The organism is Novosphingobium sp., from assembly GCF_027531025.1.
GTDB lineage: Bacteria > Pseudomonadota > Alphaproteobacteria > Sphingomonadales > Sphingomonadaceae > Novosphingobium.
Window position 1 is genome coordinate 335,349 of sequence record NZ_JAPZQX010000004.1, and the last position, 13,551, is coordinate 348,899.

9 protein-coding genes are annotated in these 13,551 nt (G+C 65.8%); 5 read left to right on the forward strand and 4 right to left on the reverse strand.

Going from position 1 to position 13,551, the window contains the following annotated elements; all coding sequences use genetic code 11:
- Window positions 1–68 precede the first annotated feature (68 nt).
- The 3 genes from O9281_RS08185 to O9281_RS08195 all read right to left on the reverse strand — a co-directional run bounded on the left by O9281_RS08185 (window position 69) and on the right by O9281_RS08195 (window position 4,888).
- The gene (locus O9281_RS08185; protein WP_298184479.1) at window positions 69–977 is read right to left on the reverse strand and encodes a helix-turn-helix domain-containing protein; all 909 of its coding nucleotides are present in this window, start codon (window positions 975–977) and stop codon (window positions 69–71) included.
- 21 nt (window positions 978–998) lie between these two features.
- On the reverse strand, window positions 999–2,513 hold the full coding sequence (locus O9281_RS08190; protein WP_298184481.1) for a tannase/feruloyl esterase family alpha/beta hydrolase: 1,515 nt from the start codon (window positions 2,511–2,513) through the stop codon (window positions 999–1,001).
- 80 nt (window positions 2,514–2,593) lie between these two features.
- Window positions 2,594–4,888, reverse strand: a complete 2,295-nt coding sequence (locus O9281_RS08195; RefSeq protein ID WP_298184483.1) for a TonB-dependent receptor — start codon at window positions 4,886–4,888, stop codon at window positions 2,594–2,596.
- A gap of 138 nt (window positions 4,889–5,026) precedes the next feature.
- On the opposite strand from O9281_RS08195, the gene O9281_RS08200 reads away from it, so the two are divergent.
- Genes O9281_RS08200 through O9281_RS08220 form a run of 5 tightly spaced genes read left to right on the forward strand, consistent with a single transcriptional unit; the run spans window position 5,027 to window position 11,571 of the window.
- On the forward strand, window positions 5,027–5,974 hold the full coding sequence (locus O9281_RS08200) for a nitronate monooxygenase (RefSeq protein WP_298184484.1): 948 nt from the start codon (window positions 5,027–5,029) through the stop codon (window positions 5,972–5,974).
- 4 nt (window positions 5,975–5,978) lie between these two features.
- The gene (locus O9281_RS08205) at window positions 5,979–7,475 is read left to right on the forward strand and encodes a carotenoid oxygenase family protein (RefSeq protein ID WP_298184485.1); all 1,497 of its coding nucleotides are present in this window, start codon (window positions 5,979–5,981) and stop codon (window positions 7,473–7,475) included.
- Between the two features lies 1 nt (window position 7,476).
- Window positions 7,477–9,171: a class I adenylate-forming enzyme family protein gene (locus O9281_RS08210; protein ID WP_298184486.1), complete on the forward strand. Its 1,695-nt coding sequence runs from the start codon at window positions 7,477–7,479 to the stop codon at window positions 9,169–9,171.
- A gap of 1 nt (window position 9,172) precedes the next feature.
- Window positions 9,173–10,405, forward strand: a complete 1,233-nt coding sequence (locus tag O9281_RS08215; protein ID WP_298184487.1) for an acetyl-CoA acetyltransferase — start codon at window positions 9,173–9,175, stop codon at window positions 10,403–10,405.
- Between the two features lie 5 nt (window positions 10,406–10,410).
- Window positions 10,411–11,571 carry a beta-ketoacyl synthase N-terminal-like domain-containing protein gene (locus O9281_RS08220; protein ID WP_298184488.1) on the forward strand — a complete coding sequence of 387 codons (1,161 nt, stop codon included), beginning with the start codon at window positions 10,411–10,413 and terminating at the stop codon, window positions 11,569–11,571.
- Window positions 11,572–11,639: 68 nt separating this feature from the next.
- On the opposite strand, the gene O9281_RS08225 is transcribed toward O9281_RS08220, so the two are convergent.
- On the reverse strand, window positions 11,640–13,550 hold the full coding sequence (locus O9281_RS08225; RefSeq protein ID WP_298184489.1) for a TonB-dependent receptor: 1,911 nt from the start codon (window positions 13,548–13,550) through the stop codon (window positions 11,640–11,642).
- Between the last annotated feature and the right edge of the window lies 1 nt (window position 13,551).

Here is a 13,551-nt window from a genome sequence, read left to right on the forward strand (position 1 = left end):
ACGTGACCGCCTGCGTACCATACCGACAGCCCTCCAGTCAGCTTGGGAACTGCCTGGTCGATGCGTGCTCAGACCACGAAGCCCATGTTTTCAATCGTGATCGTACCGCTGCAGACGCTGCAGGAAGGGCGCATGGCCAGGGCGTGGTCACAGGGCTTGTGATGCAGCAGGAGCGGTGGGCCTTTGCTGTCGGCATACCAGGTGTCGCCCCAGTGCAGCAGACCGAGCAGCACCGGATAGAGATCGCGACCCTTTCGGGTCAGGCGGTACTCGAAGCGGTCCTGATGGGCGGAATAGGGCACGGTCTTGATGATCCCCTGGGCCAGCAGCCGCTCCAGCCGGTCTGACAGGATGTTGCTGGCCATCCCGGCATCGCGCTGGATCTCGTCAAAGCGGTGGATCCCGGTGAAGCAGGCGCGCACCACCAGTGTCGCCCAACGATCGCCAAACAGTTCGATTACGGAGTCGACCATGGTCCAGTTGCCGCGTTTGGCGCTGGCTGCAGCAGTCTGCTTGCGGCGGCGGGCATAGACCGGGGTGACCTGGCTGAGGCCTGGACCGGGCGCCCAGCCGACCTCGCGCGGATCAATCGGCTGGTCGCAATGCGCACAGGCCGGGATCGGCTCAATCTCGGCGCCGCAATCGCGGTGGACCAGCCGCACGCGAAAGCCGCGCTCATCGGCTTCCCAGATGTGCTGCCAGCGCAGGATCATCAGGGCGACCGGGAACAGGCCCTTGCCCTTCGCGGTCAGGCGATAGCCCCCGCGACGCTCAATCGATTTTTCCAGCACGCCGGCATCAACCAGCCGCTCCAGCCGCTGGTTGATGACCGACCGTGCAATACCTGTCTCGGTCACGAAATCCTGGAAGCGCCGCCGGCCCAGGAACGCCTGTTCCAGAATCAGCAGGGTCGGCACGTCGCCCACCACTTCCAGTGCGCGCCAGATCGAGCAGGCCCTGATCGTTTCGTGTTTCATCGCAGCGCCCCTTTGCCCGCCTCAGCGGCGGACGGCAAACACCTGCGGCGGCAAGGGATAGGGCCGATAGCGCACTTCGGAAACGGGCAGGCTCGTCCCCTGCCGGGGCGATGGCCGTGCAACGATCTGCTGAGGAGCCTGGCCGCGTTCGACCCAGTCGGCAATCGCGGTCATCGGATCGAAGTCTTCGGGCGCGGAGGCGGACGGCGCTTCCCAGCAATGGCCAAGGCCTGGGGCCATGAACAAGCGGAAGAACCGCTGCACACGGGTTGCGCCGCCCATCTGCTTCAGCACCTGGCGATAATAGTCGGTCGATTGCGTCGGAACGACCAGCGGGTCGGCCATGCCATGCCACATGATCAGCTTGCCCCCCGCTGCGCGGAACGCGGAAAGATCGGGGTTGTCGGCATTGAGCATGCCGAAATCCTGCCGCAGCCGGGCCGGATCGCGATCGAAATCGAAGTTGCTGGCGGAGAATTCCGGATAGCGCGGATCGAACACGATCTGGCGGGTGAAGCCATCGGCCAGCTGGGTGCCGACCGCCTTGGCTGGGTCCTGCAGGTACCAGATTCGCCAGTACTGCTCGCCCCCGATCGGCATCCCGCCAAACAGACGGCGCCCCTTGCTATCGACCGGCCCCTGATGCCAGAGCCCGATGACGAGCCGTTCCTCCGCGGTGAAGCAGCGATCGGAATCGGCCGGGGTCACACCCAATGCGCATTTCGGCAGGCGGTCCGGATCGAACCGGCAAGCCTCGGGCCGGGCGATCAGGCCATCCGCCGCGCCATCAAGACCATCGCACTGCGCCTTTACCGCTTCGATCAGCAGGGGCAGCTTGCGATTGAACGCCGGACCCAGCACGGGCTGCTGGGCATCGCGGTTGGTCTTGAGCTTCCAGGCGCCAAAGGCCCCGCCAGAATTGGTCAGATCAACCGCCGGGCAGCCGCTGATGATCCCGTGGAACAGCTTGGGGTACCGCTGGGCCGCGATCAGCGCCATCCGGCCGCCGTTGGAGCAGCCGACGAAGTAACGGAACCGTGCCTCGCGGCCATAGAAGGAGCGGACCAGGCCAAGCCCGGCGGTATGGGCCAGCGGCAGCCAGCGATGGGCATAAAGTTCCAGCGCGGCGCGGTTGCCCGGGGCCCAGGCGGCATCGCCCTGCGACGTGCCCGAATGGCCACTGTCGGTATGGATCGCGGCATAGCCGCGCTTGACCGGCTCGACGATCCCGTTGGCCCAGCCGGGCGTTTCGGTCGTCATGATCCCGCAATAGCCGCCGCAGCCCGAGACATAATAATTGCCGTTCCAGTTGCCGACCGGCAGGCGCATCTCGAACCCGATGGTCGGGCGGATGGTGCCGCGCACCCGGCAATAGGCAGGCATGTCGCCCTGGGCTTCGACGAGACTGCTGTCAGCGCGGACGAAGGTATCCGGACCAAGCCTTGCGGCCAGCGAGGGACAGGCGTCGCGCAGGGTTGGTTCGGCCGTGGCCGGCTGCGCCGCAGCGACGGACAGCGCGCCAAGAAGAGCCAGCATAGCGATGGCCTTTCGTTCAAGGAAACAAGAGCAGCCAGGACCGGGCGGAAATCAGGCCCGCCCGGCCCCGGCTGCCCGGATCAGAACTTCACGCTGGCCTGCAAGGCGATGTTGCGCGGCCGGTCGAAGATGCCGGTATTGGCAACGCCCGTGTTGCCGGTCAGCGTCGTGGCGAGCGGCAAGGCGCCCGAAGTCAGGATGATCCGCCGGTTGTTGAGGTTGCGGCCGATCAGCGCGATCTCCCACTTGTCATCGATATTGCCCAACGCCAGGCGCGCCCCGATCCGGGCATAGCCTTCCTGGTACGAGGACGGATCGATGATCGTCCCGTTGGTCTGGTACCGGCTGGAGAAATCGACATTGACGTTGAGGCTCAGCTTCAGGCTGTCCCCCACCGGATAGCTGAAATCGGCCGCCATATTGCCTGACCATTTCGGCGCGAAGGTGGCGCGGGCGCCGGTGTAGTCGCAGAAGTTGCCGGGCTGCACGTTGGGCGTGGTGCCGAACGGGCACTGACCCTGGCGCCAGTCGGTATACTTGAAGTCGAGATAGGCCAGCGAACCGCTCAGCTGCAGGTGATCGCCGATGCTGACCCGGGCCTCGGCCTCGACGCCCTGAACCTTGGCGGCCGAAGCATTGTTGACGTTGAACCCGATCCCGCCATCGAAAGTCAGGGTCTGCAGGTCCTTGTACTTGGTGTTGTAGTAGTTGACCGACACAGCCACGTTGCGGCTCTTGTACTTCAGGCCGACTTCGTAATTGTTGGCGGTTTCCGGCCGGAAGAAGAAGGTGCCGGGGAAGGTCGGATGGGTCGGCAGCGAGTTCGAGCGGATGTCGAACCCGCCCGCCTTCACGCCGCGTGCGTAAGAGGCATAGGCCATCAGTTCGGGCGTGACGTCGAACTGGATATTGGCCATCGGCGTGGTCGAATTCTCGGAAATCTTGCCGGTGATCGCATGCTCGGCCACGCGCAGCGCGCCCCACAGCGCCCGCACCGTGGTGATCGGGAAGACATTGGTCGGCCCGGCCACGATCACCAGGTTGCGATCGCCCGACTTGGCTTCGTGGTTGAAGCGCACCCCGCCGGTGACCCGCAGCTGTTCGGTGATCGAATAGGTCCCCTGGACAAAGCCCGACCACAGCGTGGAGGTCTGCTTGAAAGTGCGCAACGAGCGCGAATCCCCCAGCGGCCGGAACGCCGCGAAGGGCCCGGCCAGACCCTGGAAGAACGAGCCGAGCAGCACGTTGTCATTGGCGGCCAGCTTCGAAGTCTGGAAATAGCCGCCGACGATATAGGTGAACGGCCCATCACCCGGCGAGGTCAGCCGCACTTCCTGCGAGAGCTGGTCATACTTCTCGTTCTGGTTGGTGCCATCGAGGATCGGCAGGGCGGTATAGTCGACATCCAGCACCTCGGCCGAATTGTAGTGGAGGTAGCCCGAGGTCAGGTTGAGGGTGTGGCTGCCCAGCTCGATGTCGAGGTTGAGCGTGGAGTTGACGATTTCGGTGCTGCTGTCGAAGCCGTTGTTCTGGCTGCGCCAGTCGAGCACGGTATCGACGCCCGAGAAGAACGGCGAGGCGCTGTAGGTCCCGCGCGGCAGGAGGTTCTCGCGCGCCTGGCCCAGCACGTCGAACTTGGCATATTCGACCTTGAGCCGGGCCTGGACCGGATTGTTGTCACCGAAGGAGAAGGTCCCGCGCAGGAAGACGGTATCCACGTTGGGCTCGTTTCGGCCCAGCGTGGTGTTGAACATGTACCCGTCCATGTTCCGGTAATAGCCGACCAGGCGCATTCCGGCCTGATCGCCCAGTGGCACGTTGAGCACGCCGGTCAGCTGGGTTTCCTTGTGTTCGAATTCATAGGATCCGGTGACCGAACCTTCAAACTCGTCGGTCGGGGTGCGGTTGATGATGCTGATCGCCCCGGCGATGGCATTCTTGCCGAACAGGGTCGGCTGCGGCCCGCGCAGCACTTCCACCCGCTGCACATCGACGATCGGCATGCGGACCAGCTGGTCGCGGCCGTAATAGAGCCCATCGACGAACATTGCCGCCGATTGCTCGAAGCCCTTGTTGTCGCCGGACGAGATACCGCGGATGGCGATGCGGTTGGCGATCCCGGTCTGGGTGATGCGCAGGTTGGGAACGCTCGAGGAAAGCTGCTCGAGGTTGGCGGTGCCCTTGTCCGCGATGGCATCGCCGCTGACCGCGGCAATCGAGATCGGCACGCGCGACAGGCCTTCTTCGCGCTTCTGGGCGGTCACCACGATTTCATCGAGGCCACCCTGGTCGTCCGGTGCGGCATCCTGTGCCCAGAGTGCGCCGGGCATCGCCAATGCGGTACCGGCCAGCAGTTTGCCGGCAAGCTTGATCATCGTGTTCCTCCCAAGGTCGAGTTGCTTCGCGCGCTGGCTCTTGCCCCTTGTGCACGCAGCTGAAGTATGTTTATGCAAGCCAGTTCGTTTGCGCAAGCGTCTTTCTGGACTGCGCCGAAACGGCCACGAGAGGAGCAAATGACGATCCCCAGGGCACTCAGGCGCAATCTGGCGCTGCCGGCGATTGCCGCGCCGATGTTCCTGGTTTCGGGCCCGGACATGGTGATCGCCGCCTGCCGGGCCGGACTGATCGGATCGTTCCCCACGCCCAACGCCCGGACCGAAGCCGACCTTGAGGCTTGGCTGCAAGCGATCACTGCTGCCCTGGCCGATGATCCGGCGGCGGCCCCGTGGGCGGCCAACCTGGTGGTCCATCCCTCGAACGAGCGCCTGGGTGCGGACCTTGCCGCCATTGTCCGCCACCGTGCGCCGCTGGTGATCACCGCGCTAGGCAGCCCGGCGCGGGTTATCGAGGCGGTGCATGGCTATGGCGGGCTGGTCTTTGCCGATGTCAATTCGGTGGCCTTTGCGCGCAAGGCCGCGGCCGCCGGGGTCGATGGCCTGGTGCTGGTGGCGAGCGGGGCAGGCGGCCATACCGGGCTGACCGCCGGCTTCGCCTTCGTCGAGGAAGTGCGCCAGTTCTGGGACGGGCCGATCGTGCTGGGCGGAGCGATTTCCACCGGTCAGGCGATCCGCGCCGCCGAAGTGCTGGGCGCGGACCTGGCTTATCTGGGTACGGCGCTGATCGCCTGCTCTGAAAGCCTCGCGGCGCCTGAATACAAGGCGATGGTCGTCGAAGCGGGAGCGGGTGATATCGTGCCGTCGAAAGGCATCACCGGGGTGACCGCCAACTGGCTGCGCCCCAGCCTGATTGCCGCGGGCTATGATCCCGATCGGATGCCCGAGGACAAGCGGCCCGATTTCGCCAATGCCCAGGACGATGCCAAGGCTTGGAAGAACGTCTGGTCGGCCGGGCAGGGCGTGGGTGCGGTCCGCGCGGTGGAACCGATCGCGGCTATCGCCGCCCGCCTGAAAGCTGAATATGATGCAGCCGTAAAGCTGCCGGGATTCGAGGAAAAGGAGTAGCGCCATGACCGCCCAGTTGGTCGAAACCATCCGCTCGACGCTGAAGAACACCGACCACCCCTATATGCAGGGAGCCTGGCGGCCCACCTTCAACGAATGGAACGCGATCTTCGCCAATGGCGATGCGGAAGTGATCGGGACGATCCCTGACGATATCGACGGGGTCTATGTCCGCACCGGGGAAGTGCCGGTGCACGAACCGATCGGCCGCTATCACCCCTTCGACGGCGATGGCTTCATCCACGCGATCAGCTTCAAGAACGGCCGCGCCTCGTACCGCAGCCGGTTCGTGCGGACCAAGGCCTTCCAGGCCGAACAGGAAGCCGGACGCGCGCTGTGGGCCGGGCTGATGGAGCCGCCGCACAAGTCGACCCGGCCCGGCTGGGGCGCGCAGGAATGGCTCAAGGATTCATCCTCGACCGACGTGGTGATCCATGCCGGCAAGATCCTGTCCACTTTCTACCAGTGCGGCGAAGGCTATCGGCTTGATCCCTTCACGCTCGAACAGTTCGGGACCGAAGGCTGGGTACCGCTGGACGGGGTTTCGGCCCATACCAAGGTAGACGAGGCGACTGGCGAACTGCTGTTCTTCAACTATTCCAAGCACGCCCCCTACATGCATTATGGGGTGGTCGGACCGGACAACAAGCTGAAGCACTACATCCCGGTCCCGCTGGCCGGGCCGCGGCTGCCGCACGACATGGCCTTCACCAAGAACTACGCCATCGTCAACGACATGCCGCTGTACTGGAACCCAGAACTGCTGGAGCGCAACCTCCACGTCGTGCAATTCCACCCGGACCAGAAGACTCGCTTCGGCCTGATCCCGCGCATGGGCCAGCCCGAGGACATCCGCTGGTTCGAGGCGGAACCGACCTATACGCTCCACTGGCTCAACGCCTGGGAGGAAGGCGACGAGGTGATCCTGGACGGCTATTTCCAGGAAGAGCCGCAGCCCAAATCGCATCCCGATGCCCCCGATGGGCTGGAGCGGATGATGGCCTATCTCAGCCAGGGGCTGATGAAGCCCAAACTGCACCGCTGGCGCTTCAACCTGAAGACCGGCGAAACCCGCGAGGAGCGGCTGGACGACCGGATCCTGGAATTCGGCATGTTCAACCAGAAATATGCCGGGCGGAAATACCGCTATGCCTATTCGGCCGTGCCGGAACCCTACTGGTTCCTGTTTACCGGCCTGATCAAGCACGATCTGGAAACCGGGACGAGCGAGGAAATCAGCTTCGGTCCCGGCCGCTATGGCAGCGAGGCGCCCTTCGCCCCGCGGATCAACGCCAAGGACGAGGACGACGGCTATCTCGTCTCGTTCATCGCCGATGTCGGCCTCGATCGCTCCGAATGCGTGCTGATCGATGCCAAGAACATCGCCGCCGGGCCGGTCTGCCGCATCATTCTGCCCGAACGGTTCTGCTCGGGCACCCATTCGACCTGGGCCAATGGCAACGACATCGGCATGGGGCCGAACACGGTGCTTGGCGGATAGGATGATCGTTTCCGGGGAGAGCAAGCGCCAGGCATACCGGGACAGCGGCTGGTGGGGCGATCAGACCCTGGCCGACATGTTCTTCGCCAATGCGCAGCAACACGCGGGCCGGCTGGCGCTGGTCGATGCGCCCAACCGGGCCGACTTCGCCTTTGGCGCGCCGCAGCGGCTGACCTATGCCGAGCTGGCCGCCGAGGTCGAGCGGCTGGCCGGAGCGCTGGTGGCGGCGGGGATCGGCAAGGATGACGTGATCGTCATCCAGCTACCCAACATCAGCGAATTCGTGGCGCTCTATTTTGCGGCCGCGACGATCGGGGCCGTGGTCAGCCCGGTGGCAGTGCAATACCGCAGTCACGAACTGGCCACCATGTTCGGCATCGTGCGGCCCAGGGCCTTCATCTGCGGCACGCGGATGCACCATGCCGATCATATCGGCGTGGTCCGCCCCCTGCTGGGGGATGGCATCCGGCTGATGACCGTCGGCCCCGATGCCCCGGCCGATGCGCTGGACCTGTCGGCTGAACCGCCCCGGCCCGAGCTGCTGGCAAGCTATCGTGCGGCCAATCCGGTTGATGCCGACGATGTGTTCACGATCTGCTGGACTTCGGGGACCACCGGCGTGCCCAAGGGTGTGCCGCGCAGCCACAACCACTGGGTCGGCATCGCGCCGGGCACCTATGTGGCCGCCCGGTTGCAGGACGGGGATGTGATGCTCAATCCCTTCCCGCTGATCAACATGGCCTCGATCGGCGGGATCACGATGAGCTGGCTGCGCGTGGCTGGCACCATGGTGCTGCATCACCCCTTCGATCCGCAGGTCTACCTGGCCCAGATCGCTACCGAACGCCCCAGCTTCACCATCGCCCCGCCGGCCGTGCTCAACATGCTGCTGCAGAACGAGGCGCTGCTGGCCAAGGTCGACTTGTCCAGCCTGCGCACGATCGGTTCGGGATCGGCCCCGCTGGCCCCGGCGATGGTCCAGGGTTTCCAGGAGCGGCTGGGCCTGCCGGTGATCAACATCTTCGGCTCGAACGAGGGGATGACCCTGATCACCGGGCCGGACGATGTGCCTGATCCGGTCGAACGGGCCAGCTATTTCCCCAATGGGCTTTACCTGACGCCGTACCATGGCAGCGAACCGGCGCTGATCATGCAATCCCGGCTGGTGCCGCCCCAGGGCGGCGATCCGATCGTGGACGAGTTCGTGCCCGGCGAATTGCAGATCAAGGGTCCGGCCGTGTTCGAAGGCTATTGGCAGGCGCCCGAACAGACCGCCGCCGCCTTTACCGAGGACGGCTTCTTCCGCACCGGCGACCTGTTCCAGATCGAGCAGGGCGGGCGGTTCCTGCGCTTTGTCGGGCGCTGCAAGGACCTGATCATCCGCGGCGGGGTCAACATCTCGCCCGAGGAGATCGACCAGCTGCTGGGCGGCCACTCGCTGCTGGCCGAGGCCTGCGTCTTTGCCCTGCCCGATCCGGTGCTGGGTGAACGGATCGGCGTGGCGGTGGTGCCGCGGGACGGGGCGGATGTGACCCTGGACGATGTCACCGGCTTCCTGCGGCAGGCGGACCTGGCGGTGTTCAAGCTGCCCGAGCGGCTGTTCCGCTTTACTGCCTTGCCGCGCAACGTGACCAACAAGGTGATGCGCAGCGAAGTGCGCGAGCTGGCGCTGGCGATGATGGATCAAGGAGACTGACATGGCGGCGGAAGTGTTCATTCTGGGCGGGGCCCAAACCGATTTCGCGCGCAACATCGACCGCGAAGGCGGCGGCATGTTCGAACTGTTCCGCGATGTGGCCGAGGCCGCATTTGCCGCGACCGGCATCGAACCGAAAGAGGTAGAGGTGGCGCACGTTGGCAATTTCGTGGGCGAGCTCTTCGCCGGACAGGGGCAGCTCGGCGGGTTCTTCGGCCACGTCCACCCGGACCTCGCCGGAATTCCCGCCGCCCGGCACGAGGCGGCCTGCGCCTCGGGCAGCATCGCGATCCTCGCCGCCAGTGCCGAGATCGAGGCGGGCCGCTATGGCCTGGCCATGGTGCTGGGGATCGAGCTTATGCGCAACGTGCCGGGGCAGCGTGCGGCGGAATACCTGGGTTCCGCTGCCTGGGCCGGGCGCGAGGCGCAGGAGGCGCGCTATCTGTGGCCCTACATGTTCTCGGATGTCGCGCGCGAATACTCCGAACGCTTCGGGCTTGACCGGGCGCACCTCAACGCGATCAGCGAGATCGCCTTCAGCAATGCCAAGCGCAATCCCAATTCGCAGACCCGCAGCTGGGCAATCACCCCGGAGCACCTGAGCGACAGCAACGATGAACTGAACCCGCCGATCGAGGGATCCTTGCGCAAGGCCGATTGCGGGCAGGTGACCGATGGGGCAGCAGCCGTGTTCCTCGCCTCGGCCGAGGTCGCCGCCGCCTATGCCGCGCGGCGCGGAATCCCGCTCGAATCGATCCCCCGGATCAAGGGCTGGGGTCATTCCACCGCGCCGCTGCTCTATTCGACCAAGATCAGCGCCAGTCGCGGCCAGCCTTATGTCTTCCCCTCGGTGCGCAAGGCGATGACCGATGCGCTGGGCCGGGCCGCCATGCCGGACATCTACGCTTGCGACGGGGTGGAGGTGCACGATTGCTTCTCGATTACCGAATACATGGCGATCGACCACTTCGGCATCACCCCGCCGGGTGAAAGCTGGAAGGCGGTCGAGGACGGCACGATTGCGCTGGGCGGTCGACTGCCAGTCAATCCCTCGGGCGGGCTGATCGGCCTGGGCCATCCGGTCGGTGCCACCGGCGTGCGGATGATGCTGGATGCCTGGCGGCAGGTGACTGGCAAGGCCGGGGATTACCAGGTTGAGGGGGCGAAGAACTTTGCCACCTTCAACGTCGGCGGCAGCGCGACCACCTCGGTCAGCTTCGTCCTCGGCGTCTGAGCGGGGTGGCCGAAGCCTTCATCTATGATGCGGTGCGCAGCCCGCGCGGCAAGGCGCGCGCCGATGGCGGGCTGGCCGGGCTGACCCCGCCGGGGCTGGTTACCGGCCTGGTTGGCGCGCTGGCCGCGCGCACCGGCGAAGCCGCGCGCAATCCCGGCGCGCTGCTGCTGGGCTGCGTGACCCAGGCCGGGGCGCAGGGCGGGCATATCGCCATGGCCGCCAAGCAGCACGCGGGCCTCCCCGATGCCTGCGCGGCGCACAGCCTCAACAACTATTGCGCCTCCGGCCTCAGCGCCATCGGCCATGCCGTGGCCATGGTGGCTGCCGGGCAGGAAGAGGCCGTGCTGGCCGGCGGGGTCGAGATGATGAGCCGCGCCCCCTTCCTCAGCGACCGGGCGGAGTTTTACAGCGATGCCAGCCTGCCACCCGCGCGCCGGTTCGTCCCGCCAGTACTAGCGGCTGACCGCCTGGCCGCCGACCTTTGCATCACCCGGACCGAACTGGACCTGTGTGCCTTCGATTCGCAGCGCAAGGCCGGGGCCAGCGATCAGGACGCCGCACTGCAGGCTTCGCGGATCGCGCTGGGCGAACTGACCGGCGAGGAATGCATCCGCCCCAGGACCAGCCTTGAATCCCTCGGCCAGTTGCCCCCGGCCTTTGGGGCGTTGCAGGCTGACTATGCCGAAGCGCTCGAAGGGCGGACCTTTGCACCGCTTCATACCCTGTCCCATGCGCCGCCGGTCTGCGACGGGGCGGGACTTGCGCTGGTGGGGGCAGCCGGACTTGGTTCGGCACCGCGGGCGCGCGTGCTCGCCTATGCCGAAAGCGGCGGCGATCCCGCCGCCTCGCTGACCGCCGGCTTTGCGGCAATGGACAAGGCGCTGGCCCGGGCCGGGCTGACGCTCGACCAGATCGACCGGATCGAGTTCATGGAAGCCTTTGCGGTGACGATCGCCCGCTTCCTGCGCGACTATTCGGTCGATCCAGCCCGCGTCAATGTCAGCGGCGGACACCTGGCCAAGGGTCATCCGATGGGGGCGACTGGCGCAATCCTCCTCTCCACCCTGCTCGACACGCTCGACGTAGCCGAAGGTCACCTGGGGCTGGTCGTCGCGACCGGTGCGATGGGGGTCGGCGCCGCGATCATCGTGGAGCGGCTGCCCTAGGCTCGGGACGCATTGCAGGGTGTTCGCCGAGCTGTCAGCCCACCCGCCCCGTGTCTAGCATCGCCAGCTCAGAAATCTGCCGTCACGACCACATTCAGCCGGCGCGGCGCATTGGCCTTGAAGCCCCCACCACCGAAGACGCGCCATCCGAATATGTTGGTCAGGTTGCTCAGCTTCACTCGCAGGTTTGCGGGACTCTTCCCGATCTGGAAGCGATAGCGTGCGCCCAGGTCGATTGTCACACGTTGGGGGATGGTGAAGCGGTTGAGCGCGTCGGCTTGACGAGCGCCCTCATAGAGAATCCGGCCGTCCAGCGACAGCCGGGTCTGTCCTGGCGGGGTCCAGTCGAAGCTGGCATCGACGAGCGTGCGGGTCCGGCCGATCGGGCGCCGACCAAGGCGGCCATCGTCAACTGCTTCCCCAGTGACGACTGGATCAAGCAAGACCGCGCCCACCACCAGGCTCAGGTTCCGCGCGGGCTTGCCCGAAAGCGAGAACTCTAAGCCGCTGTGCCGAACCTCGCCGAGGGTCCGATAGACGTTATCGGTCGTGTCGATCTCGAAATAGGGTTTGCGCAGGTCGAACCATGCCCCGACCAGGCGGAGATTGGCCGGCAGCTTCACGCGCAGGCCAGCCTCGGCCTGGCGGGTACGCAAGGCCGGCAGCACTTCGTTGGCGTTGCGCGCGTTGCCAGGCGCCGTGCCGCTTTCCTCGAGGCCGCGCGTGGTCGCACCGTAGAGACTGAGCCAGGGAGCAAGGTGGACGGCAAGGGCCGCATTCCACAGCCAGTCCCGGTCCTGTCGCCCGGCCGGGGCCAGGCCGGGCTGGAACACTTCCTTGCGGTAGTCGCTGCGGATCAGGCCAAGGTTCAGTTCGCCCAGGTCCCGCCAGTTGAGCTCGTAACCAAACGACCAGGCACGCTGGCGGACGCGGTCGTCAGTCAATGGGCCGTAGCTGCGGGTCGGCTCGGGTTCGGGGTCCGAAACCCCGATCACGCCCGTGCCAAGCGCCGCGAGATGGAAATCACCGTATCGCGCATCGACGTTTCGCCCGCGGATCGAGGCGATGAGCCGGTGCTGGCGCGGTCCCTCGCGCAGGTCCCGAACGATCCGTGCCTCGCCAGACCAGGAGGCATAACGCTGGTCCTGGCCGGACAGGACAAAGCGCTGTCCGATTCCCGCCCGGTCCACCCCGGCATACCAGGCAGTGGCATAGTCATCCTGGGTAAAGCGGCTGTTGAAGAGCCCGGCTTCGATCCGCCATGACCCAAGTGCAGTCTTGATCAAGCCGCCGAGATTCTGGCTGTGACCCTTCCATTGGCCCCAGTCCTGGCCGAAGAACCTTCGCCGCTCGATTTCCGGCGGAAGGTATGGACCGGCGGTATAGACGACCGGACCCTGCTCTTCGTCGCCATAGTCATAGCGGCTATACAGCGCCGTCAGCTCAGTGCGCTGGGCCGGTCGCCAGCGGACCACGGCCCCATGGCTGATGAACCAGGCGCTGGCCCCGTCAGCGTACTGGTCGTCGAAATAGCCAAGCGCGGCGTTTACGCCGAGGTTCGGGGTCAGCGGGATTGCCGCCTCGGCGGTCAGGTCAGGTCCAAGGAATTCGCCGCTGTTGGCCCGGATGGTAACCACGGGCCGGTCTGTGGTGACCCGCCGCAGCGTCGTATCGACAATGCCGGTCGGGGCCGGGAACGGCTGGCCAAACGCGGTCAGTCCAACGCGAATATCCGAACCATCCTGCAACAGGTCGGAAATCCCGCCGGATTCGTTGTAGTACAGGCCCTCGATCCGGGCATTGCCCGCAGCATTGGCCGAGAAACCGCGCACTTCGCCATTGGCGTAGATCCCGACGGATTCGTTGCCCACACTCTTGCCGAAGCCGTCTTCGGCCGATGTCGTCACGTTCTCGTCAACGCGCTGGGCGAGCGCCTGGCCCGGGGCGATCAGCAGCCCCGTGATGATCAGAGCGCGCATG